At 68.1% G+C, this 22,366-nt stretch carries 16 protein-coding genes, 5 tRNA genes and 1 pseudogene; 13 read left to right on the top strand and 9 right to left on the bottom strand.

Features of this window, described 5'->3' with window-relative positions; all coding sequences use genetic code 11:
- The first annotated feature begins 6 nt into the window (after positions 1 to 6).
- The 4 genes from FYW99_RS17970 (at position 7) to FYW99_RS31810 (ending at position 4,731) form a co-directional block, all read left to right on the top strand.
- Positions 7 to 2,100 carry an acetyl/propionyl/methylcrotonyl-CoA carboxylase subunit alpha gene (locus tag FYW99_RS17970; protein ID WP_150253166.1) on the top strand — a complete coding sequence of 698 codons (2,094 nt, stop codon included), beginning with the start codon at positions 7 to 9 and terminating at the stop codon, positions 2,098 to 2,100.
- Complete coding sequence (locus tag FYW99_RS17965; RefSeq protein WP_150253165.1) at positions 2,097 to 3,254, top strand: acyl-CoA dehydrogenase family protein; 1,158 nt, start codon at positions 2,097 to 2,099, stop codon at positions 3,252 to 3,254. The genes FYW99_RS17970 and FYW99_RS17965 overlap by 4 nt, the downstream gene beginning before the upstream one ends.
- A 579-nt stretch (positions 3,255 to 3,833) precedes the next feature.
- On the top strand, positions 3,834 to 4,478 hold the full coding sequence (locus FYW99_RS17960; protein WP_150253164.1) for a hypothetical protein: 645 nt from the start codon (positions 3,834 to 3,836) through the stop codon (positions 4,476 to 4,478).
- 91 nt (positions 4,479 to 4,569) lie between these two features.
- Entirely contained in the window at positions 4,570 to 4,731 is a 162-nt protein-coding gene (locus tag FYW99_RS31810) for a hypothetical protein (protein ID WP_190394708.1), read from the top strand.
- Positions 4,732 to 4,827: 96 nt separating this feature from the next.
- Here FYW99_RS31810 and thrS read toward each other — a convergent pair whose 3' ends face one another.
- Complete coding sequence (gene thrS / locus FYW99_RS17955) at positions 4,828 to 6,801, bottom strand: threonine--tRNA ligase (protein WP_150253163.1); 1,974 nt, start codon at positions 6,799 to 6,801, stop codon at positions 4,828 to 4,830.
- 518 nt (positions 6,802 to 7,319) lie between these two features.
- On the opposite strand from thrS, the gene FYW99_RS17950 reads away from it, so the two are divergent.
- Complete coding sequence (locus FYW99_RS17950) at positions 7,320 to 7,658, top strand: PGPGW domain-containing protein (protein ID WP_150253287.1); 339 nt, start codon at positions 7,320 to 7,322, stop codon at positions 7,656 to 7,658.
- A 191-nt stretch (positions 7,659 to 7,849) separates the two neighbouring features.
- Here FYW99_RS17950 and FYW99_RS17945 read toward each other — a convergent pair.
- Positions 7,850 to 7,923, bottom strand: a tRNA-Val gene (locus tag FYW99_RS17945).
- 474 nt (positions 7,924 to 8,397) lie between these two features.
- Here FYW99_RS17945 and FYW99_RS17940 point away from each other — a divergent pair.
- Entirely contained in the window at positions 8,398 to 8,820 is a 423-nt protein-coding gene (locus FYW99_RS17940; RefSeq protein ID WP_013154284.1) for an SsgA family sporulation/cell division regulator, read from the top strand.
- 100 nt (positions 8,821 to 8,920) lie between these two features.
- Here FYW99_RS17940 and FYW99_RS17935 read toward each other — a convergent pair whose 3' ends face one another.
- Complete coding sequence (locus FYW99_RS17935) at positions 8,921 to 9,763, bottom strand: aminotransferase class IV (protein WP_150253162.1); 843 nt, start codon at positions 9,761 to 9,763, stop codon at positions 8,921 to 8,923.
- A gap of 385 nt (positions 9,764 to 10,148) precedes the next feature.
- On the opposite strand from FYW99_RS17935, the gene FYW99_RS17930 reads away from it, so the two are divergent.
- The 5 genes from FYW99_RS17930 to FYW99_RS17910 all read left to right on the top strand — a co-directional run bounded on the left by FYW99_RS17930 (position 10,149) and on the right by FYW99_RS17910 (position 11,179).
- A complete protein-coding gene (locus FYW99_RS17930) occupies positions 10,149 to 10,580 on the top strand; it encodes a roadblock/LC7 domain-containing protein (protein WP_013154286.1) in 432 nt (143 codons plus the stop codon).
- A 157-nt stretch (positions 10,581 to 10,737) separates the two neighbouring features.
- Positions 10,738 to 10,810: transfer RNA gene (locus tag FYW99_RS17925), tRNA-Gly, on the top strand.
- Between the two features lie 70 nt (positions 10,811 to 10,880).
- A tRNA-Gly gene (locus FYW99_RS17920) sits at positions 10,881 to 10,953 on the top strand.
- A 47-nt stretch (positions 10,954 to 11,000) separates the two neighbouring features.
- A tRNA-Cys gene (locus tag FYW99_RS17915) sits at positions 11,001 to 11,072 on the top strand.
- Between the two features lie 30 nt (positions 11,073 to 11,102).
- A tRNA-Val gene (locus FYW99_RS17910) sits at positions 11,103 to 11,179 on the top strand.
- Positions 11,180 to 11,227: 48 nt separating this feature from the next.
- On the opposite strand, the gene FYW99_RS17905 is transcribed toward FYW99_RS17910, so the two are convergent.
- The 5 genes and pseudogenes from FYW99_RS17905 to FYW99_RS17890 all read right to left on the bottom strand — a co-directional run bounded on the left by FYW99_RS17905 (position 11,228) and on the right by FYW99_RS17890 (position 14,877).
- Positions 11,228 to 12,484 carry a tyrosine-type recombinase/integrase gene (locus FYW99_RS17905; protein WP_223839163.1) on the bottom strand — a complete coding sequence of 419 codons (1,257 nt, stop codon included), beginning with the start codon at positions 12,482 to 12,484 and terminating at the stop codon, positions 11,228 to 11,230.
- Positions 12,485 to 12,509: 25 nt separating this feature from the next.
- Positions 12,510 to 12,863, bottom strand: a complete 354-nt coding sequence (locus tag FYW99_RS17900; RefSeq protein ID WP_223839161.1) for a helix-turn-helix domain-containing protein — start codon at positions 12,861 to 12,863, stop codon at positions 12,510 to 12,512.
- Positions 12,860 to 13,117 (bottom strand): hypothetical protein, encoded by a 258-nt coding sequence (locus FYW99_RS32400; RefSeq protein ID WP_223839195.1) that lies wholly within the window; start codon positions 13,115 to 13,117, stop codon positions 12,860 to 12,862. The genes FYW99_RS17900 and FYW99_RS32400 overlap by 4 nt, the downstream gene beginning before the upstream one ends.
- Before the next feature lie 351 nt (positions 13,118 to 13,468).
- Positions 13,469 to 14,011 (bottom strand): annotated as a pseudogene (locus FYW99_RS32395) (DNA cytosine methyltransferase); the annotation flags it as partial.
- Entirely contained in the window at positions 14,008 to 14,877 is an 870-nt protein-coding gene (locus FYW99_RS17890; protein ID WP_223839159.1) for a hypothetical protein, read from the bottom strand. The gene FYW99_RS17890 and the pseudogene FYW99_RS32395, both read right to left, overlap by 4 nt.
- Before the next feature lie 475 nt (positions 14,878 to 15,352).
- On the opposite strand from FYW99_RS17890, the gene FYW99_RS17885 reads away from it, so the two are divergent.
- Positions 15,353 to 20,227 (top strand): DEAD/DEAH box helicase, encoded by a 4,875-nt coding sequence (locus tag FYW99_RS17885; RefSeq protein WP_223839149.1) that lies wholly within the window; start codon positions 15,353 to 15,355, stop codon positions 20,225 to 20,227.
- Positions 20,228 to 20,654: 427 nt separating this feature from the next.
- On the opposite strand, the gene FYW99_RS17880 is transcribed toward FYW99_RS17885, so the two are convergent.
- Positions 20,655 to 21,206 (bottom strand): tyrosine-type recombinase/integrase, encoded by a 552-nt coding sequence (locus tag FYW99_RS17880; RefSeq protein ID WP_263364074.1) that lies wholly within the window; start codon positions 21,204 to 21,206, stop codon positions 20,655 to 20,657.
- Positions 21,207 to 21,613: 407 nt separating this feature from the next.
- Between FYW99_RS17880 and FYW99_RS17875 the strand changes: the two genes are divergently transcribed.
- Positions 21,614 to 22,357, top strand: a complete 744-nt coding sequence (locus FYW99_RS17875; RefSeq protein WP_150253160.1) for a hypothetical protein — start codon at positions 21,614 to 21,616, stop codon at positions 22,355 to 22,357.
- The last annotated feature ends 9 nt before the right edge of the window (positions 22,358 to 22,366 follow it).

Below are 22,366 nucleotides of genomic sequence, written 5' to 3'. Positions count from 1 at the left end.
GAACCCTTGACCGCCACACCACGAAGCCCGGCCCCCGCGACGGTGCTCGTCGCCAACCGGGGCGAGATCGCACTGCGGATCCTCCGCACCCTGAACCTCATGGGGATCGGCTCGGTCGCGGTGTACACCGACGCCGACGCCGACGCCCCGCACGCCCTGGCCGCCGACCTCGCCCTGCGCGTGGACGGTTATCTGAACGTCGACGCGATCGTGGCCGCCGCCGTGGAGGGCGGCGCCACCATGGTGCATCCGGGCTACGGCTTCCTGTCCGAGAACCCCGGTTTCGCACGGGCGTGCGCCGACGCCGGACTGACCTTCGTCGGTCCGCCCGCCGAGGCCATCGAGGCCATGGGCGACAAGATCCGCGCCAAGGACACCGTGGCCGCCGCGGGCGTGCCCGTCCTGGGCGGGTTCACCGAGAAGCCCGGACAGCCCCTGGACGACGACGCGCTGCTCGACGCCGCGGCCGGAACCGGCTACCCGCTGCTCATCAAGCCCTCCGCCGGAGGCGGCGGCAAGGGCATGCGCGCCGTGCACTCCCCCGACGACCTGGCGGCCAGCGCCGCGGCCGCCCGACGCGAGGCCCTGGCCTCCTTCGGCGACTCCACCCTCCTGGTGGAGCGGCTGGTGGAGCGGCCCCGGCACATCGAGGTGCAGGTCCTGGCCGACGGCCACGGCAACGTCGTGCACCTGGGCGAGCGCGAGTGCAGCCTGCAACGCCGCCACCAGAAGGTGGTGGAGGAGGCGCCCTCCCCGCTGCTCACCGAAGCCCAGCGCGCCACCATGGGCGAGGCAGCCGTGGCCGCCGCCCGCTCCTGCGGATACGTGGGCGCGGGCACGGTGGAGTTCATCGCCGAGACGGGCGCGGACGGCGAGCTGTCGTTCTCGTTCCTGGAGATGAACACCCGGTTGCAGGTCGAGCACCCGGTCACCGAGAAGGTCGTGACCGTGCGCGGTGAGCGCGGCGTCGACCTGGTCGAGCTCCAGGTGCGGGTGGCGATGGGCGAACCGCTGCCCTTCGCCCAGGAGGACGTGTCCTGGCACGGACACGCCGTGGAGGCGCGGATCTACGCCGAGGACGCCGACCGCGGGTTCCTGCCCACGGGCGGTCCGGTCCTGTCCCTCGCCGAGCCCTCCGGCCATGAGGTCCGGGTGGACTCGGGGATCGCCGAGGGCGGGGAGATCACCTCCGTGTTCGACCCCATGCTCGCCAAGGTGATCACCTGGGGTCCGGACCGGGCCGAGGCGCTGCGCCGGATGGACCACGCCCTGGCCGGATACCTGCTGCTGGGGTGTGTCACCAACACCGCGTTCCTGCGCCGCCTGCTGCGCCACCCGCGCGTGGTGGCCGGTGACCTGAGCACCGGCCTGATCGGGTCCGACCCGCCCGAGCCCGCGCCCGAGTCCCTTCCCGAGGAGGTCTACGCGGCGGCGGCCCTGGACCACCAGCTGGACCTGGAGGGGCCCCTCACCGCTGACCGTTTCGCCGTCCCCGACGGGTGGCGCATGGGCGAACCGGCGTGGACACCGTGGCGGCTGCGGGCGCCCCGGCACGACCCCGCGGTCGTGCACGTGCGGCGCGCGGGCCGGGACACGTACTGGGTTCGGGTCGGCGCGGGTGAACCCGTCGCGGCCCGTGTCCGCCGCTCCCCCGACAACGACTGGCTGACCGTCACCTACGCGGGCCGCCGCCGCGCCTACAGACGCGCCGACGATCCGGGCACCGGGCACCGGTGGCTGGGTAGGGGCGGCGCCGCCTGGAGCCTGCACGAGGAGCCCGTCGCGGCCGCGCTGCGCGAGGACGACGCGGCCGCCGACGGGACCGTGCGCAGCCCCATGCCCGGCACGGTGCTCTCCGTCGCCGTGCGGGTGGGGCAGACGGTGAGCGCGGGGACCCCGCTCGCCGTCGTGGAGGCCATGAAGATGGAGCACTCCGTCACCTCACCCGTCGACGGGACCGTCGCGACCGTGGCGGTGCGCCCCGGTGCGTCCGTACCCATGGACGCCGTCCTGGTCACCGTCGAACCCGTCCGGGACGCGTCCGCCGACACCCCGTCGGACGCGCCCTCCCCCGCCACCAGCGAGGAGTCGCACACATGAACCGTCACCAGCTCTCGACCGAGCACGCCGACCTGCGGGCCGCCGTGGAGGAGTTCGCCCGCACCGAGGTCGCCCCGGTCATCGGCGACTACTACGAGCGGGAGGCGTTCCCGTACGAGATCGTCGCCAAGATGGGCCGGATGGGCCTGTTCGGGCTGCCCTTCCCCGAGGAGCACGGGGGCATGGGCGGCGACTACTTCGCCCTGTGTCTGGCCCTGGAGGAGCTGGCCCGGGTGGACTCCTCGGTGGCGATCACCCTGGAGGCCGGGGTGTCGCTGGGCGCGATGCCGATCTTCCGGTTCGGCACCGAGGACCAGAAAAAGGCGTACCTGCCGCGGCTGACCTCAGGCGAGGCCCTGGGCGCGTTCGGGCTGACCGAGCCCGACGGCGGGTCCGACGCGGGCGCCACGAAGACCACGGCCCGCCTGGAGGACGGCCGGTGGGTGATCAACGGGACGAAGTCCTTCATCACCAACTCGGGCACCGACATCACCGCGCTGGTGACCGTCACCGCCGTGACCGGACGCCGGGAGGACGGGCGGCCGGAGATCTCCTCGATCCTGGTGCCCGCGGGGACGCCGGGCTTCTCCGTGGGCCAGAAGTACTCCAAGGTGGGCTGGAACGCCTCCGACACCAACGAGCTGGTCTTCGAGGACTGCCGGGTGCCCGAGGCGAACCTGGTCGGTGAGCGCGGGCGGGGGTACGCCCAGTTCCTACGGATCCTGGACGAGGGCCGCATCGCCATCGCGGCGCTGTCGGTGGGCCTGGCGCAGGGCTGCGTGGACGAGAGCGTGCGCTACGCCCACGAGCGGCACGCCTTCGGCAACGCCATCGGCAGCTACCAGGCGATCCAGTTCAAGATCGCGGAGATGGAGGCGCGGGCGCACACCGCGCGCCTGGCCTACTACGACGCGGCCTCGCGCATGCTGGCGGGCGAGCCCTTCAAGAAGCAGGCGGCGGTCGCCAAGCTGGTGGCCTCCAACGCGGCCATGGACAACGCGCGGGACGCCACGCAGGTGTTCGGCGGCTACGGGTTCATGAACGACTACCCCGTGGGCCGCTTCTACCGGGACGCCAAGATCCTGGAGGTGGGCGAGGGCACCAGCGAGGTGCAGAAGATGCTCATCGCCCGCGAGCTGGGGCTGCCCGCCTAGGGCCTGTCGGGGAGCACGGGCGTCCGCGATCCGGACGCGCACGGCCCCGGGAGCGCTCCTCACGCCCGGGCCCGGTCAGCGGAGTACCCGCGTGCGAGCGACGCGGCCCTGACCGGGTCCGGAGACGCCGGACCTGTGCCGCCGCAGCGGCGTTCGGCGTGTGGGGGCGGTTCCGGCACGGACGGGGCGGGCCGTGGCCGGTTCCGGACAGCCATCACCCTGCGTGACGGATACATGACCGCCGCCCCGTGGGGCGGTGGTGGCGGGAAGGGCGGCGCAGCAGGCGAAGGAGGGCGTCCGGCCCGCACGGAGGAAGGCGTTCGCGCAGGTGGTGACCGGGTGGGAACGCGCGGTGACGGTGATGCCGTGCCCGTTGCGGGTAGATCGTCGGCGGACGCCGCGAGGCCGCGAACCCCCAGCGTCACCGCGAAACAACAACAAGGGGTGACAAGCACCCGAAATCAACACAGAATGGACCCGTACGGCCAGCGCGGGTCCCCGACTTTCCCGACCCGGCCTGCTCAGGATGGGCCCGCCGCGGGCCCACGGCCACCCCACATCCCCCCAGCCGGAGGAGACATGGAAGGCGCCCTGTCTGTGATCGCGTTGGTCGCCGTCGTCATGTCGGCCGGCACGATCGCGGTCGCCGCGCACTTCCGCAAGGAACGCTCCACCGAACTGCGCGGGTGGGCACGTGAACGCGGGTGGACCTACACCGAGCAGCTCCCCAGCCCGCTGGGGGAGGCCGTGCTCCCCCGCGCCGCCCTCGGGCCGCACCCGCGCTCCCAGCACGTGCTCACCGGCCGCCGGGGCCAGCACCTTGTCGTCGCCTTCGAGCAGACCCACACGACGGGCAGGGGCACGGAGCGGGTCCGCCGCGTCCACCGCGTGGTGGCCGTGCGCACCCCCGGACCCAACGCCGAGCTACAGATACTGCGCAGGCGGGACCTGGGCTCCTCCGACGACGACTTCGCCGGCGCCTTCCACACGTCGGGCAACGATCCCGCGTTCACCGGGGCCGTGCTCGACAACGTGGTCACCAAGTGGCTGCTGACCGATCCCAGGTCGCGATCCCTTCCCGTACGCTTCAGCGGGGACTACGTCCTCACGTGGGCGGCCATGCGACTGGATCCCGACCGGGCCGTGACCGCCGCCGACTACCTGATCGCCCTCGTGGAGCGGGTCCCCGCCGAGGCCTGGAAACGGCGCGCCCCCGGCCGCTGAGCGGCCTTCGCGCACGTCCGGGCGCCCGGACCCGCCCCGGGAGGCGGATAAAATTCGCCTTGCCCCCGTAGCAACAAGGAGTAGCACCCTCATGAGTGACCCCAACGCGACCGCGCGCATCTCCCGAGCGGACCTGTTCCGCGACGACGAGGAGGAGACGACCGCCCCGGACCCCAACGCGACCGCGCGTATCTCCCGAGCGGACCTGTTCCGCGACGACGAGAAGTCCCAGACGCCCGGCGAGCGGCGCTGACCCGAGACGGCGGAGCGCCCACCCGGTCCCCGGATGGGCGCTCCTCTCGTGTGCGGCCCCGAGCCGAAGCGAAGCGAAGGCCCCGAAGAACGCTGTCTAGCGGCGCTCGCGGACGGCCGCGACGATCTCGGCCACCGCCTCGTCCAGCGGCACGCCGTTGTTCTGTGAGCCGTCCCGGTAGCGGAAGGACACCGCGTTCTTGCTGACGTCCTCGTCACCGGCCAGCAGCATGAAGGGCACCTTCTGCTTCTGGGCGTTGCGGATCTTTTTCTGCATGCGGTCGTCGCTGGCGTCCACCTCGACGCGGATCCCCTCCGCGCGCAGCCTGGCGGCGAGCTCGCGCAGGTAGGGCACGTGCTCGTCGGCGATGGGGATGCCGACCGCCTGCACCGGCGCCAGCCAGGCCGGGAACGCGCCCGCGTAGTGCTCCAGCAGGACGGCGAAGAAGCGCTCGATGGAGCCGAACAGGGCGCGGTGGATCATCACCGGGCGCTGGCGCGAGCCGTCGGCCGCGGTGTACTCCAGATCGAACAGCTCAGGCAGGTTGAAGTCCAGCTGGATGGTGGACATCTGCCAGGTGCGGCCGATGGCGTCCTTGGCCTGCACCGAGATCTTGGGGCCGTAGAAGGCGGCGCCGCCCGGGTCCAGGACCAGTTCCAGGCCCTGCTTCTGCGCGGCCTCGCGCAGGGTCTCGGTGGCCTCCTCCCAGACCTCGTCGCCGCCGACGTACTTCTCCGGGTCCTTGGTGGACAGCTCCAGGTAGAAGTCGTCCAGGCCGTAGTCGCGCAGCAGGTCGAGCACGAAGGTGAGCAGCGAGTCGAGCTCGTCCGCCATCTGCTCCTTGGTGCAGTAGATGTGCGCGTCGTCCTGGGTGAAGCCGCGGGCGCGGGTCAGGCCGTGCACCACGCCCGACTTCTCGTACCGGTACACGGTGCCGAACTCGAACAGGCGCAGCGGCAGCTCGCGGTAGGAGCGCCCGCGCGCGTCGAAGATCAGGTTGTGCATCGGGCAGTTCATCGGCTTGAGGTAGTAGTCCTGGCCGCCGTCGAGCTGCATGGGGGGGTACATCCCGTCCGCGTACCAGCTCAGGTGCTGGGACTTCTCGAACAGGGTGCTCTTGGTGGCGTGCGGGGTGTAGACGAACTCGTACCCGCTCTCCTCGTGCCGTCGACGCGAGTAGTCCTCCATGACCCGGCGGACGGTGCCGCCCTTGGGGTGGAAGACCGCCAGGCCGGAGCCGATCTCGTCCGGGATGGAGAACAGGTCCAGCTCGGAGCCGAGCTTGCGGTGGTCGCGCTTCTCGGCCTCCTCCAGGAAGGTCAGGTGGTCCTTGAGGGCCTCCTTGCTCTCCCAGGCGGTGCCGTAGACGCGCTGCAACTGCGGGTTGGTCTCCTTGCCGCGCCAGTAGGCGGCGGCGGTGCGCATGAGCTTGAACGCCGGGATGACGCGGGTGGTGGGCAGGTGCGGACCGCGGCACAGGTCCTTCCAGCACAGCTCGCCCGTGCGCGGGTGGACGTTGTCGTAGATGGTGAGCTCACCGGCGCCCACCTCCACACCGGCGCCCTCGGCGGCCTCGGTGGCGCCGCCCTTGAGCCCGATCAGCTCCAGCTTGTAGGGCTCGGTGGCTAGCTCGGCGCGGGCCTCCTCGTCCGAGACGACCCTGCGGTCGAAGCGCTGCCCCTGCTTGACGATCTGCTGCATCTTCTTCTCGATGCTCTTCAGGTCGGCGGGGGTGAAGGGCTCGGCGACGTCGAAGTCGTAGTAGAAGCCGTTCTCCACGGGCGGGCCGATGCCCAGCTTGGCCTCGGGGAAGAGCTCCTGGACGGCCTGGGCCAGCACGTGCGCGGTGGAGTGGCGCAGGATCGCCCGGCCCTCCTCGGAGTCGATGGCGATCGGCTCGACGGCGTCGCCCTCGCGCAGTTCCCGGGCGAGGTCGCGCGGCTCGCCGTTGACCAGCGCCGCGATGACGGTCCTGCCGTCGGCCTCCAGAGCCTGGCCCGCCGTAGTGTTCGCCGCCACCGCACGCGGGGTTCCGGCGAGGGTGATGTGCAGCTCAGGCGCGGCGGACACGGTGACTCCTAGGAAGACGTGGATCGATGTCGAACGCGGACCGGCCGCTCCGCGCGGCCGGGCGTGTACTCCCTCCCGATGCTAGCGGCTTCGGGGCGGGACCGCCCCGGTTGTCCACAGGCCGCGCGGCAGCGCTGGCGGCGCGGAACACGTGGTGGGACGGTGGACTCCGGTGTCCGGGCCCCGGGGCCCGGTCGGGGATTCGGTCAGGGATTCGGACTCTTCGGGGCGTACCCGAGTGAACCGCCCGGAGGCGGGGCAGAGGACCAGACAGGGGCTGATCTGTCATGGAACGTCACCTTTCCAGGGACTGTCCACACCCTTACGAAAGGCCATTGATCCCGCTGTCGGGATCGGTGAGAATCAACAGATGCCCTGGCTATCGCCCCCAGTCGACCCGAATGCATCCACTCGCTTCGACCGAATACTGTGAGCGCATGTCACCGAGCCCCACCAACGACCCGTCGGCCCCGGAGACATCCCCCACCCGCCGCATCCGCGCGCGCAGGTGGCGGAGGATGCGAGCGCGGCTGCGCCTCTTCCGCAGGCGTATGCACACGCACCCCGCACTGCGCCTGCCCTGGAGCGTGCTCGTGGGGACCGCCGGCGTCGTCGTGATCCTGGCCGGGTTCGTCATGATGGTCGTTCCGGGCCCGGGCCTGGCCTCGGTCATCCTGGGGTTGGTCATCCTCAGCACCGAGTTCCGGTGGGCGCAGAAGGTGGTGCGGCCCGCCCAGGTGTGGTTCCACCGCGCGGAGCGGTACGGAATGCGCCTGAAGGAGGAGTTCTTCCGACGTCTGCGCGCGCGCAGGGCCGTACGGCGCGGGCGTCCGCTGCCGGACACCCCGTCCGAGTAGGGCCGCGGGTAGGGCCCGTCCGCGGGCCGATGGCCCGTCCGAACGGCCTCCGGGCCCCAGCGGCCCGCGGGCGGGGCTCATGCCGCGCCCCCGCCGGAGTACCCGCGCCGTGTCCCCCGCGAAGCACCCGGGAAACGAGAAACGGCCCCACCGGGGTACCTACCCCCGAGTGGGACCGCCTCAGAGCCGTGTGGGCGATACTGGACTCGAACCAGTGACCTCGTCGGTGTGAACGACGCGCTCTAGCCAACTGAGCTAATCGCCCTGAGCTGCCTGCCTGTCCGCCCTGTCGGCCGGACAAGTAAGACTCTAGCGCACGTTCGGGGGTGCTCGGCGCACACGGAACCGCCCAGCGAACACCGTGTCATGTGACGGAGGTCACATTAACCTTCCGAGGGGATCCCTGGAGTGTCCGCACCCGCCCCCGATCCCCGCAGTGATAAGGAGTTCCCGCCCCCGTGGACCCGTCGAACACCACCCCTTCATTACCTCCTCGTGACGTGGGACACCCAACATTGGGAAATCTTTGGTTTGTCCTGGTCATTACAGTGACGAAGGATCGTGGCGCCGCACCGCGGCACGCCGGGCCCGTCGCACGGGCGGCGAGACCTCCGGTCCCACCCACCAAGAAAGCCTCCGTACTCACGTCATGTTCCGCGGGAAGCCGCGTTGGAGCCCGTGAGACGGCAACCGACCCGCGCCGCAACAGCAAGGCCGGACGAGAAAAGGTTTGGCGAACATGAACAGTAGCGACACCACTGCCACCGCCGAGCTGGGCCTGCGGCTCGTGGTCCCCGAACGCACGGCGGTCCCTCTGGTCGCGCGCCTGGACTACAGCGCGGACGACCCCTACGCCATACGGGTCGCCTTCCACACCGGCGAGGACAACCCCGTCGAGTGGATCTTCGCCCGCGAGCTCCTGACCGTCGGCATCGTGCGCCCGGTCGGCGAGGGCGACGTCCGCGTGTGGCCCTCCAAGGACGACAACGGCGACCGCAGTGTGAGCATCGCGCTCTCCTCCCCCTTCGGACAGGCCGAGTTCGACACCCAGGTCTCTCCCCTGGCCGAGTTCCTCCACCGGACCTACGAGATCGTCCCGGCGGGCCAGGAGGGCCAGTTCGTGAACCTCGACGAGGAGATCCAGCAGCACCTGCACTCCTGATCCGCGGGCCCCGGGGCCCTTCGCGGAGTACTCCCGACGGCTGAGGGGGCGGCGCACCACGCGCCGCCCCCTCAGCCGTGTCCGTCCCCGGCGGCGGGGATCAGGGGTCGATGTCGGCCGCGGAGCGCTCCGCGAACACCGACGCGGCCTTGGCCGTGACCGGCCCGGGCTCGGCCGACACCGCGCGTCCGTCCACGTGCAGGATCGCCTGCACGTCGCGTCCGGTGGAGGTCAGGAAGGCCTCGGTGACCTCGGGGAGGCGTTCCATGGGCACGTCCTCCTCCTCGCCCCCGAACCACTCCAGGACGAGTTCGCGGGTGATGCCCGCCAGCGGGCCCGCCGACAGCGGCGGGGTGAGCAGCCTGCCGTCCAGCACCACGAAGACGTTGCTGCCGGTGCCCTCGCACAGGTTGCCGCTCACGTTGCGAAAGAGCGCCTCGCTGGCGCCCCGCTGCTTGGCGTGGGCCAGGGCGCGCACGTTGTCGGCGTAGGAGGTGGTCTTGAGCCCGGCCAGGGCCCCGAACTCGTTGCGCGGCCAGGGAACCGTGGCCACGTCGGCGTGCGGGGCGATCCCGGGGAAGGGACCCAGGGCCACGATGGCGGTCTGCTCGCCCGGGGAGCGGTCCGAACCCAGCGGTCCGGCGCCGTCGGTGACCGTGATGCGCACCCGGGCGTCGGACAGGTCCGGGTTGGCCGCCACCGCGCGGGCGACGCCGTCGGCGATCAGCTCCAGGTCGGGCTCGGCCATGCCCAGCCCCTCAGCGGAGCGGGCCAGCCGCCTGAGGTGGCGGGTGAGGGCGAAGGGACGGCCTCCGCGGGCCCGCACCGTCTCGAAGACCCCGTCACCCACCGTGATCCCGTGGTCGACCACGGGAATGCGCGCCTCGCTCTCGTCGACGACGGTGCCGCGGCCGTACCCGGCACCCGCGATCCACACCTTCATCTGCCACCCCCACGTTCTCAAGAGCCCAGGTAGGGCCGGTGTCCGCACGATCTTCCCACCTTGTCGGCGCGTCGTGGCCCGCTCCTTCCGTAACCTCCGTACGACGGGTTGGCAAGTCCCGTGACCGGCACCGGCCGATGGTCCGGTGCCCGTGCCCGTTTCGCAGCGGTATCGCAACTGGTCACGCGGCTCCACGGCCGGGGCGGCCCACCCGGAATCCACCGTGGCGACCGGACAGATAAGTTACGAATGACTATCATCTGGGCAACGCTTATGCGGGACCGGTGGCAGCCGAGTTCGGAGCCCTCCCCCAAGGCACCTCGGCGGCGGCCCGCAGTGCGCGTGTCCCGTGTCACGCACGACGACTGACAGAGCAAAGAGAGACATGACCCCACCGAGTACCGCCCGCGGAGAGCTCAGCTGGTTGCTGGACGATCTCCTCACGCGTGCCTCCGGTACGCAGCACGCCATCGTCCTGTCCACCGACGGGCTCCTCATGGCCACCTCCAGCGGACTGGACCGTCCCGCCGCCGAGCACCTGTCCGCGATCGCCTCGGGGCTGCACAGCCTCGCGGGCGGGGCGAGCAAGCAGTTCGCGGCGGGCGGCATCCGCCAGAGCATCATCGAGATGGACCGCGCCTTCCTTTTCGTCGCCGCGGCCGGAGAGGGCGCCTGCATGGCGCTGATGTCGGACTCCGACAGCGACGTGGGCCTGATCGCCTACGAGATGAACAAGGTGATCGAGAGGGTCGGCCAGTACCTCTCGGCGCCTCCCCGACCCGACATGCCCTCCTCGCCGGCCCACGTGGAGAAGTAGCTCCCGCCGCCTCGGCGGGTCGGCGGGACCTGCCACGGCGGGGCACGGGTGTGCCCGGTGCACCCGGCCGATTTCGCGCTTGGCCGGGAATCCGCTAGAGTTCTTAACGCAGCGAGGGGCGCTGACGGGGACGAACCCCGGAAGCAGGACTCGCCGCGCGGACGTGGCTCAGCTGGTAGAGCATCACCTTGCCAAGGTGAGGGTCGCGGGTTCGAATCCCGTCGTCCGCTCGAACGGAACCGTTCCGCCTCCCCGGAGTCGCGGAGCGGTTCCGGCTCCGGGGTCCGCTCCGGGGCGCACGCGGACGTGGCTCAGCTGGTAGAGCATCACCTTGCCAAGGTGAGGGTCGCGGGTTCGAATCCCGTCGTCCGCTCGGAGAGGCCCGCATGGGTGTCACTCGACAGCCCCCCATCGCGTTCCGGCGGAGTGGCCGAGTGGTTGAGGCAAGGGACTGCAAATCCCTGCACACGGGTTCGATTCCCGTCTCCGCCTCGCAGCATGCTTCACCTCATCCCCCGATGAGGGCGGTTAGCTCAGTTGGTTAGAGCGCTACCTTGACACGGTAGAGGTCACAGGTTCGAATCCTGTATCGCCCACCAGCATCACCGCAGGTCAGAGGGTTTATCTGACATGTGAGTGAAGACCGGTCAGCCCAGACTGGGAGATATCTGGGAGATCGTCTTCGAAGCGGGTTCCTCTCGGAGCCCGCTTTCGCTGTTTCCACGGTAGTGCTCTTCGAGCGTCGGCGCCACGGTGAAGAGCCACTCGCGTTCCCGGGCCGTGAGAGCCATCACGCTCCCCCGCCACCGGCTCTCCAGCACGCTGAGTACACGCCGCCTCATCTGCGGGGTCACGTGCTCGTAGACCCGGGCCATCCCCGGCACCCGGTGCCCCAACCTAGCCGCGCGGGCCACCTCCGGGATCTCGTCCTCAGCCAGCCACGTGCGGTGGGTGTGACGGCCCTCGTTGAACGTGAACCCCGGCAGCAGCGGACGCCGCCACCGGGCCTCACCGCTGCGGGGGTCGCCGTCCCAGGCCGGACGCCAGAACCGGGCCCGGAAGTTGCCCCGCCGCAGCAACCCGCCTCGGGGGCCGCTGAAGAGGTGATCCTCCTCGCACTCCTCGATCAGCTCCGTGTAGAGGGCGTCCAGGAACGGCGGGAGCTGGATCCACCGCTTACCCGCCGGAGTCTTGGGGCTCGAGGCCCTCTCCAACCTCCCTCCGACCTCGCGCAGCGGTGTGCGCACCGGGACGGCGCGGTTGATCTCGTCGTAGTCGTGCGGCCTCAAGGCGACCAGTTCCGACCAGCGTGCGCCGGTGTAGCCGTTCATCAGCGCCAGCACGAACCCCGCCCGACCGAAGGTCTCGTGCAGCCGCAGGGCCGCGCGCAGGAACTGGGCCGGAGTGGCCACCTGGCGTTCGGCCTCGTACTCGCCGCTGGTCACCCGGACACCGCGGGCGGGGTTGGCGGGGATCTTGCGGGCCTTGACCGCGACCTCCAGCAGCCGGGAGAAGTAGGCGAAGATCGACGCCACCGAGGGCTCGGCCAACTCCTCGTGCAGGTCCCTCACCCAGCGTTCGATCTCCAGGTAGTCGTTGAAGACCGCGCCCAAGGGCCAGTCCTCCCACTGCGGCAGGATGTGGCAGTCCAGGTAGGAGCGGTACTTGGCCCGGGTGTTGCCCGCCAGCCGGGCAGCGTCGAAGACCTCCTCGGCGAAGACGCCGAAGCGGACCTCGGCCTGGGCGGGGTCGATCCAGGTGTGGCGACGGATGTCGGTCTCCTGGTCACGGCCCCAGACCAGAGCCGCTTCCTTGGTCGCGAACCCCGACTCCGAGGTCCAGGCGCCGTTGGGTTTCTTGTACTTCACGCGCCAGGTCCTGCCCCGGCGTTCTGCGTACGCCATGCGTACTCCCCTTCGCGGGTGGGTTTCAGGTGGTGGTGCGGCGAGCGCGTGAGGGGCCGGTGACGGGGTCGCGGTGGCCGTCGCGGATGATCTGCTCCAGGTCGCTGGAGCTGAAGCGCAGGTGCTTGCCGATGAAGGTGCAGGGCACCTGGCGCGCGGAGGCGCGCTTGCGCAGCCAGGACTCGGGGACCTTGAGCAGTGCGGCGGCCTCCGCGGGAGTGAAGATCTCCAGCTCCGGTCGGCCGTGCTCGTCGCAGCCCGTACGGTAGTGGCGTTTTCCCTGGTGGGGAACGCTTTCGCGGTTGCGATCTGCGCTGTGCCGTTCGGTGCCGCTGCCCTGGCGCGGCATGCCGCCTGGTGTGGGGGCGTCCCGGTTCACCGACACCCCTCCCCGCCCGGCTCTGCTTCGGGAAGCGCGGTCTCAGCAAGCAGGTGCCGCACGGCAGCGCGCGCCTGTTGCGGCACCACCCCGTTGCCAAGCGCCTGGAGCTGGGCGGCGCGCGACAAGGCGAGGGCGGGATCGGTGACCCAGCCTTCGGGCAGGCCCATCATCCACTCGACCAGTGCGGCGCTCAGCCGGGGCTGTCCCCGGGTGCCGGGCTCGGTGGGCGGGGGTGCCGCTCTGCCGAGCACCTTCTCCCACCGTTGGATGGCGGGTTCGTATTCGCCCCATGCGTACGCGAACGGTGCCGCTGCGGCTTCGGGGTGGGGTCGCTGGTGTGGGTAGCGATGGCCGCGGAGGGCAGTGTGGGGCGCCCGCGTGCATCCCTCTGCCCAGGACTGCTTTTGGTGCCATCGCTGGCCAGGGGTGTGGGCAGCAGACGCTCCGGGGTGCGGGTACGGCTCGTGGTGTGCGCAGTGCGGGCGCGTGCGTACGCGGGGGTGTGGGGCGGGTGGCACAGCACATCGCCGTCCCGCACCTGACGTTTCTGTCGTGTGCGCCGATGGGGGTCGCAGGAGCCCCGGCGGCCGTCGCTGGCGCACGGGGTGGGCAACAACGAAGACGCGTTCGCGGCGGTGGCACGCGCCGACTTCGGAAGCGCGTACGCAACACCAGCTCGCGTCATACCCCGCGTGGGCCAGGTCCGCGAGTACGCGGTCGAGTCCTCTACTTTTCCAGCGCAGGGCGGCCACGTTCTCCAGCACGAGCAGGCGGGGTCGTAGGTGGCGAACGGCGTCCATGACGTGGTGCCAGACACCAGAGCGTGTTCCTTTCTCGATTCCGGCACCGTGGCCGGCTGCGCTGACGTCCTGGCAGGGGAACCCGGCGGTGAGCACCTGGGGGGTCTCCAGCGTTTCCCAGCGCACCGCTGCCAGGTTTCCGAGATTGGGGGCGTCGGGGAGCCGGTGCGTGAGCAACCGGGTGATGTGGGGGTCGTTGTCGGCGGTCCAGAGCAGCCGTGCGTTGCCGTTCAGCGCTGCGGCCACGCCCATGTCGAGCCCGGCATAGCCGGTGCACAGGGAACCGATCGTCACCGTGGTGGAACCAGGGGCGGCGAGCTGGTGCGGCGGCAGCGTCGCAGTCATCGGTTGCCGCCTCCGTCCGCTGTGCCGCCGGTGGCAGGGCCGTGGCATGCCCACGGCACGCACCCGCCCTGTGCGGCATCGGTGTCGGCGCTCAGGTCGACCTGGTCCAGGGGTGTCCGGGAGGGGTGGAGGAAGAAGATGGTGCCAGGCGGCATGCCGGGCGTTGCCGCCTGGGGGCGGCCGTGCCGGACCAGGGCGTCCACCGCGACCGCGTCGGCGAACACGTCCGGCTCCGTTTGCCTCAGGCTCGCCCAGGAGCGGTTGGAGCGGTGGGGGCATGCCGTACACGACAGGTCCGGGTTCGGGTCCAGGCCGTGGTGGAACAGCAGTGCGCGGCAGTCCTGTGCGCTCCAGCCGATGTCAGCCAGGGGCCGGTGCAAGCGCACGAACGGGGGACCGGCGACAGGCCCGGGCTGAGCGTGGTCGGCGCCCGTTCCTGTGGCGCAGTGGGCCACGATGCCGTCGGGGATCGGGGTGGTGCGGGGGTAGCCGAGCAGGTGGCGGATGCGCTGGGTCAGGGCCGTCGCGGTGCTGCGTGCGCACCCTTGGGAAAGCCGTCCCGGGGTTCCGTCGGGGTGGAGGGTGAACAGGGGGAGCAGCGGCATGGGGCTGCGGGGGTTGAAGGTGCGGTGGGCGATCGGCGCGGTCTTGACCGGTTCCCAGCCCATGTCGGCCTCGGAGGCGATACCGCGCAAGCGGTCCAGGGCGCGGTAGCCGCTGGCCGGGTACCACCCGGTGTCAGGGACGAGCACCGTGTCGAAGGGAGGCAGCGCCCGGTGGGCGGCCAGGAAGAGCAGGGCAGCGGCTCCGGGGCTGCCGTCCAGCAGCAGCAACCGCAATCGCGGTCGTGGGGTGGGTGTTCTCATCGTGTGGTCGGCCGGTATCGAACGCCTCTACCCGTCAAGAGGGCCGAAGGGCCTGATTTCGCTCACGTGGCGGCAGACGATGCGTACGCAAAGCCCTCAAAGTTCTGGCGCTGACCTTGTGTGTCACAGGTAGTGACGCGTGCGAAACAGACAGGCGGAGCCCGGGGCAGAGCATGCCCGAGGGCTCGCTCAGGGGCACCACGTCAAAGCCCGCGTCGTCGTCGACTAGCTGCCCGTGATGGACCCGTAAGCGGATGTTGAGGGGGTTGTCTGTCATGCAGGGCAATCTAGGGGAGCGCTGTGACAACAGCGCACAGTGCACAAGGCGGTTGCCCGGAACTGGCGCCCCGATACGCAAGGGATTCGCGTGTTCGTGGGCAGTAGGGTTGTAGGGCTGTTTGGGGGATCCCGGGCACGCGGAACACGCACTGCTGACGGTGATGAGGCGAACGGGTTGGCTACGACAACGACGACGGTGTACGACGTCCTGAAGGCGATCCGTAACGGAGCTACCGGGAACCGGAACCGCGGTACCCGTTTCGAAGAGCTCATGGTCCAGTACCTGAGCACCGACCCGCAGTGGACCGAGCAGTTCACCCGGGTGTGGATGTGGGCCGACTGGCCAGGCACTGAACTGGACAAGCGAGACACCGGTATCGACCTGGTAGCCCAGGACCGGGAGACCGGCGGTTTTTGCGCCATCCAGTGCAAGTTCTACGAGCCCCACCACACGGTCCGCAAGGAAGACATCGACTCCTTCTTCACAGCTTCGGGCAAGGGCGCCTTCACCCGCAGGATGATCATCTCCACGACGGACAAGTGGAGCGTGCACGCAGAAGAGGCGCTGGATGATCAGCAGGTGCCGGTCACCCGGATCGGCCTGTCCGATATCGCCAGCAGCCCTGTGCAGTGGCATCTGCCCGTGGAGGGCCTCAAGCACGAGGTCCAGATGACGCTGCGCAAGAAGAAGGCTCCGCACTCCTACCAGCAAGAGGCGATCGACGACGTCTTCGCTGGTTTTGCCGAGCACGACCGCGGCAAACTCATCATGGCCTGCGGCACCGGCAAGACCTTCACCAGCCTGAAAATCGCCGAGCGGCTGCAGCAGGATCGCGCCCAGGCCGGGCAGGGCGACCACACCACCGTCCTGTTCCTAGTGCCTTCCATCGCTCTGCTTTCGCAGTCGCTGCGCGAATGGTCCTACGAAGCTCAGATGCCGCTGCGCGCCTTCGCTGTCTGCTCTGATACCCAGGTCGGCAAGCAGCAGGCCCAAGGCGACGACAAGGACATGTCCACCCACGACCTCGCCCTGCCGGCCACCACCGATCCGGACCGGCTAGTCGCACAGATGGCCAGCATCGAGGCCGTGCCGGGTCTGACAGTGGTGTTTTCCACCTATCAGTCGATCGCTACCGTCTGCGCCGCCCAGAAGAAGGGCCTGCCCAGGTTCGACCTGATCCTGTGCGATGAGGCCCACCGCACGACCGGCGTCACCCTGTCCGGCCACGATGAGTCCGCGTTCGTCCGCGTCCACGACGACAGCTTCATCGGCGCCGACCGCCGCCTGTACATGACCGCCACCCCACGCGTGTACAGCGACGACACCAGGCAGGAAGCCGAGAATGCCTCCGCAACTGTCGCCTCGATGGACGATGAGACCAAGTACGGTCCCGAGTTCCACCGCCTGGGTTTCGGCAAAGCCGTTGAGCTGGGGCGGCTGACCGACTACAAGGTCCTCATCCTCACCATCGACGAAGGTGTGGTCGCTAAGACCTTGCAGGCGGGCTTGGCCGGCAGCGACTCCGAACTACGCATCGACGACGCGGCCAAGATCATCGGCTGCTGGAACGCCTTGGCCAAGCGCACCGGCACCTTCGCTGACGGCTCCGGCTTTGGCGTAGACGAAGCGCCGATGAAGCGGGCGGTCGCCTTCTCCCGTTCCATCGCTGACTCCAAGGCCATCGTCGAGAGGTTCAACCAGGTCATCGACGCCTATGACGACGCCGACGACGACGTTTTGCACTGCGAGGTGGACCACGTCGACGGCACGTTCAACGCCCTGCAGCGTAACCAGCTCCTCGACTGGCTCAAGCAGGACCCCGGCCAGAACAACGCCCGCATTTTGTCCAACGCCCGCTGCCTGTCCGAGGGCGTGGACGTCCCCAGCCTGGACGCGGTGCTCTTCCTCAACCCGCGCAACTCCGTCGTGGACGTCGTCCAGTCCGTGGGACGCGTCATGCGCGTGGCACCAAACAAGAACTACGGCTACATCATCCTGCCCGTCGCTGTCCCTGCCGGTGTCACCCCGGAAAAAGCACTGGCCGACAACCAGCGCTTCAAAACCGTCTGGCAGGTCCTGCAAGCACTGCGCGCCCACGACGACCGCTTCGACGCGACCGTCAACCAGATCAAGCTCAACAAGAACAAGCCCGACATCATCGGCCACGGCCACATCGGCGCCGACGACGAAGGAACCGGCAACAGGGACGGCTCCAGCACCGCAGACAGCGCCAAGACCGCCAAAGAACAACAGGCCCAGAACGCACAGCACGTCCAGGAGACCCTGTTCTCCATCAGCGACTGGCGCGAAGCGATCTACGCCCGCATCGTCGACAAGGTCGGCGAGCGCCACTACTGGGAGGACTGGGCCAAAGACATCACCCAGATCGCCGACCGCCACGTCACCCGCATCAAGGCCGCCCTGGACATCCCTGACAAGCAGGCAGCCTTCCAGGAGTTCGTCGCCGAGCTGCGCGCCACCATCAACCCCGGAGTCACCGACTCCAGCGCCATCGACATGCTGGCCCAGCACATCATCACCAAACCGGTCTTCGACGCGCTATTCAAGGGCTACGCCTTCACCGAGCACAACCCAGTCTCCCAAGCCATGCAGCGCATGCTCGACGTCCTCGACGACCAGGACCTGGACGCCGAGACCAAGACGCTGGAGGACTTCTACCACTCGGTGCGCGTTCGCGCCGAGGGCATCGACAACCACGAAGGCCGCCAGCACGTCATCGTCGAGCTCTACGACAAGTTCTTCAAGACCGCCCTGCCCAAGACCGCTGACGCGCTCGGCATCGTCTACACCCCGGTGGAGGTGGTCGACTTCATCCTACGCTCCACCGAGCAAGCCCTGACCAAGCACCTGGGGCGCTCGCTGAGCGACGAGGGTATCCACATCATCGACCCCTTCACCGGTACCGGCACATTCCCTGTGCGCCTGCTCCAGTCCGGCCTGATCAAGCCCGCAGACCTGGCGCGCAAGTACGGTCAGGAGTTGCACGCCAACGAGATCGTGCTGCTCGCCTACTACATCGCGGCCGTAAACATCGAAGCGGCGTACATGGAGCTGGCTGGGAAGGAAGCGGCGTACCAGCCTTTCGAGGGCATCGTGCTAGCGGACACTTTCCAGCTTGCCGAGGGCCGGGCGGCCCAGCTTGAAGGTATGGATGTGCTGGCCGGTAACAGTGAGCGAGCCAAGAAGCAGCAGGCCCAACCCGTCATGGTCGTCATCGGCAACCCGCCCTACTCGGTGGGACAGGAGAACCAGAACGACGACAACCAGAACGTGAAGTACGAGACTCTGGACACTCGCATCCAGGAGACCTATGCCGCCAAGTCGACGGCGACGAATAAGAACTCGCTCTATGACTCCTACATCCGTGCGATCCGCTGGGCTTCCGACCGTATCAAGGGCGAGGGTGTGGTCGCCTTCGTTTCCAACGGCGGCTACATCGATGGCAACACTGCTGACGGCCTGCGTAAGTCCCTGGTTGAGGAGTTCGACGCGATTTACTGCTACAACCTGCGCGGCAACCAGCGTACAGCCGGGGAACGGTCTCGCAAGGAAGGTGGCAAGATTTTCGGCTCGGGTAGTCGAAATACCGTTGCCCTTCTGATCCTTGTCAAGGGTGACAAGAACGATGCCCCGACGTCGGACTGCGCGCTGCACTATCGCGATGTCGGGGACTACCTTAGTCGCGAGGAAAAGCTTCAAACCATCAGCTCCCAGGATCTTGAAACTGTCAGGTGGGAGACCATCACCTCGAATGCCGAAGGTGACTGGATCAACCAGCGAGATGAGCGCTTCACCGATTTCCAGGTGATCAGCAAAAAGGGCAATAAACTTACGAACGAGGCGATCTTCGAGACCCACTCCAGCGGCTTGAAGACCGGCCGTGATGCCTGGGTCTATAATTTCTCCGAGGAGAAGGTAAGAACTAATGTGGAGTCGATGATCGACTTCTACAACGACCAGGTGCAGGGATTCCACGCCTACTGCAAGGCCAATGGAGTGACTACTCCAAGCGTCAAGGACGTTGAGCGGTGGATCGACACCGACCCGAAGAAGATCAGCTGGAACGCGGCTGACAAGATTAGGATCGCCAATGGTGAGAAGTACGTATTCGACACAGCTTGCATAGTCACCTCTTCCTATCGTCCTTTTACTAAACAGAAACTGTACTTCCTCTCACGGTTGATCGAGAGGACGTACCAGATGCCCCGGATTTTTCCGGACGCCGAACGCGATAACTTTGGTTTCAATGTCACAGGACCTGGGGCAGATGAGCCCTTTTCCGTACTGATGCGCAATGGGGTCCCCGATCTTCAGGCGGTAGGGACAAAGAGTAACGGACAATTCTTTGCGCGCTTCTTCTATCGGGACACCCCATCTCCGGCTGACGGCGGATTTGACTTCGGCGAGGAAGAGTTTCCGAGTCGTGTTGACAACATCACCGATGCTACGATCCGCTCGTATCGGAAAGCGTATTTCGATGATGCGCTCACCAAGGATGACATCTTTTACTATGTTTACGGCATCCTTCACTCCCCAGAATATCGCGAGCGCTTCTCCGCAGACCTGAAGAGGTCCCTCCCTCGCATCCCCAAGGTCCGTGACTTCCGTGGTTTCACTGATGCTGGCCGCAAGCTTGCCGATCTACACATCAACTATGAGCAGGCTGAGCCTCATAAGGGCATCGTCGAGACAGTGACGGGTGACGCGTCGACGACTCCGCCGAGTGAGCTGTATCGGGTCGTCAAGATGAAGATCCCGAAGGTGAAGGGCCAAGCGGACCGGTCCACGATCGTCTACAACACTCGGTTCAAGCTGACCAACATCCCCGAGGAGGCGTACCGTTATCAACTCGGTGCGCGTTCCGCGATCGAGTGGATCATCGACCGCTACCAAGTCAAGGTCGACAGGGCGTCGGAGATCATCAACGACCCGAACGACTGGTCTGACAACCCGCGCTACATCATCGACCTACTCAAGCGAATCGTCACGGTCAGCCTGGAGACGATGAAGATCGTGGACAGCCTCCCTGAGCTGGACATCCTGGAGTAGGCCTCCGTGACTTCCATGGAGCATGGACAAGCACACCGGAAAAAGAGGACTAGAGCGTCCTGGAGTGTGTTAGGCGTTCACCCGTCGCCCGCCCGTCCCACACGGACAGGTGGAACGGCCCCTGAGGTGTGTCTGTCTACGGGGAGAACTCCACAGGTTCGAGTTCGAGATGGACATCGCCGCGGGGCCGTTGTGCAGATATTAGGGGTAATGGGTGTCCTCACGTAGTGTCCGAGAGCCCCTGACCGCACTGGCATCGGCGATTGGCAGTGTGGCCAGCGTCATCTCGATCTTTATCTGACGAAGAAACCCCTCATCTGATGAAGCCCGTTGCCCCATCCGGCCCTACCTTGCCTACCCCCTTTTCGAGGCTATCTGGGGGGTCGAGGAGGATTGCTACAGGATTTAGCGGTAGGCCCTCACCGGCTCATCGGTCGGTGGTGAGCTCGTCCAGAGCGCGGGTCTTGTCCACCTCGGTGGGCAGGGTGTAGCGGCGGGTGGTATAGAGGTCGGCGTGGCCCGTCGGCTCATCCACCAGAACCACGTCGACCGGTGCGGTAGCCACCTCGCCGCAGCCACGCACGAGGTCGGTACCGAAGGTGTGGCGAAGCACGTGCGGGCCGAAGGCTTCACCGTCGTCGGCGGGACCGATCCCCGCCGCGGCGCCGAGGATGGACGCGATGGTGTTGGCGGTGCAGGTGGGCAACGCCCCACCGTCGCGGTTGCAGATCAGCGGGCCCGCGGCGGGCCGGCCCAGCGAGTCAAGCAGCTCCTCCAGGGTGGCGCGGGCCTGGGGGTGCAGGGGCAGGGTGCGGTCCTTGCCGCCCGACCGTCCTTTGCCGCGTACGCGCACGCTACCCTTGCACGCTGAGAGGCGGATGTCGGCGACGTCCAGGGCGACGACCTCGGCAACGCGCAGGCCGGCGTAGTGGGCCAGGTGACAGATGGCCCGGTTACGGGTGGTGGCGTCGCGGGCCACGGTGCGCAGGAACCGCAGCAGGGTGCGCTGGTGCGGGCGCCAGGTGTTCGCGCACCACCGCCGGGCGCCCGAAGGCGCAAATGTGGTGACCCTCAGAAGAGCGAAGTAGCCACACACATCTGGTTCTGCTGCGGTGGAGGCCCAATTCCCCGCAGTGCTCTGTGCCTGCTTGGAGAAGGTCTTGCTCAGAGCGCGAAGGGTCTTGCCATCGGTCCCCTGACTTGCCCCGAGGGCGGTGAGCCAGAGACCGCTGCGGACCCCTTTCAGCTTGTGTGCGTCCGTAGCAAGATTCCCTTGTCGCTAGGATTCCCCCTCGTTGGTTTCCGCAGAAAACATTGCTGATCTTCTGCTCATTTATTGCGAATCAGGTTGTGCTCCATGGAACTCCCAATGCGAAGGGAGTAGTCATGGTGCACGACCAAGAGCGACCTTTTGAGGTGCTGCGGCGTTCGGTGGAGTTGATCACCTGTGGCCCTGGGCAGCCGACACTGCCGACCTCGGATCTGGAGGAGGTCGACGCCCAGCGGGTGAGCGCCTCCCAGACCATAGAGCTGTTGCGTCACGCCCCTCAGGAAGTCACCGATGCCCTCTGGCACCGCCTCTTCGCCCGTTCCCGGGCGGGCGAGGCGACCTGGACGGTGATCGCTGCCGGAGCGATGCTGCCGCGCATGGTGGTGGCCTGTTCCCGGTACGCACGGGTATCCTCCCAGCACATCCCCGACGTGGAAGCCGAGATGCTGACCGCGTTGCTGGAGCAGGTGCGGTCCCTGCCCCTTGAAGTGAGCGATGTGGGAGCGCGGCTGTGGTCGGCGGTGGCCAACACCGCCAACCGGTACGGCTACCGCCACGCCCGCGACACGCACCGGTGTGTGGAGTACAACCCCAACGCGCACGCCACCGACCAGGCCGTTGACGGGCGGGGGCCGGTGAGCGTCCTGGCCGACGCCGTTCTCGCCGGAACCCTGTCCCCTGTTGAGGCCGACCTGATCGCCCGCACCCGGCTGGAGCGCAGCACGTTGGCCCGGGTCGCCGAGGAGTTGAGGTTGTCCTACATCACCGCACGTCGCTGGCGTCGCGCGGCCGAGGAGAAGCTGACGGCCGCCTTGGAAGCGAAGAAGTCCACGGAGACGATGAGCGCTATCGCGCCCTGAATTCCTCTT

The organism is Nocardiopsis deserti (assembly GCF_008638355.1).
GTDB classification, from domain to species: domain Bacteria; phylum Actinomycetota; class Actinomycetes; order Streptosporangiales; family Streptosporangiaceae; genus Nocardiopsis; species Nocardiopsis alborubida.
The sequence above is the reverse complement of the archived record's forward strand: the minus strand, read 5'-3'. Positions and strand labels throughout refer to the sequence as shown.

Coding starts and splice junctions, on each gene's coding strand:
- FYW99_RS17965 (WP_150253165.1), top strand. CDS start 2,097: ATGAACCGTCACCAGCTCTCGACCGAGCACGCCGACCTGCGGGCCGCC.
- FYW99_RS17960 (WP_150253164.1), top strand. CDS start 3,834: ATGGAAGGCGCCCTGTCTGTGATCGCGTTGGTCGCCGTCGTCATGTCG.
- FYW99_RS31810 (WP_190394708.1), top strand. CDS start 4,570: ATGAGTGACCCCAACGCGACCGCGCGCATCTCCCGAGCGGACCTGTTC.
- FYW99_RS17950 (WP_150253287.1), top strand. CDS start 7,320: ATGCGAGCGCGGCTGCGCCTCTTCCGCAGGCGTATGCACACGCACCCC.
- FYW99_RS17940 (WP_013154284.1), top strand. CDS start 8,398: ATGAACAGTAGCGACACCACTGCCACCGCCGAGCTGGGCCTGCGGCTC.
- FYW99_RS17935 (WP_150253162.1), bottom strand. CDS start 9,763: ATGAAGGTGTGGATCGCGGGTGCCGGGTACGGCCGCGGCACCGTCGTC.
- FYW99_RS17930 (WP_013154286.1), top strand. CDS start 10,149: ATGACCCCACCGAGTACCGCCCGCGGAGAGCTCAGCTGGTTGCTGGAC.
- FYW99_RS17905 (WP_223839163.1), bottom strand. CDS start 12,484: ATGGCGTACGCAGAACGCCGGGGCAGGACCTGGCGCGTGAAGTACAAG.
- FYW99_RS17890 (WP_223839159.1), bottom strand. CDS start 14,877: ATGAGAACACCCACCCCACGACCGCGATTGCGGTTGCTGCTGCTGGAC.
- FYW99_RS17875 (WP_150253160.1), top strand. CDS start 21,614: ATGGTGCACGACCAAGAGCGACCTTTTGAGGTGCTGCGGCGTTCGGTG.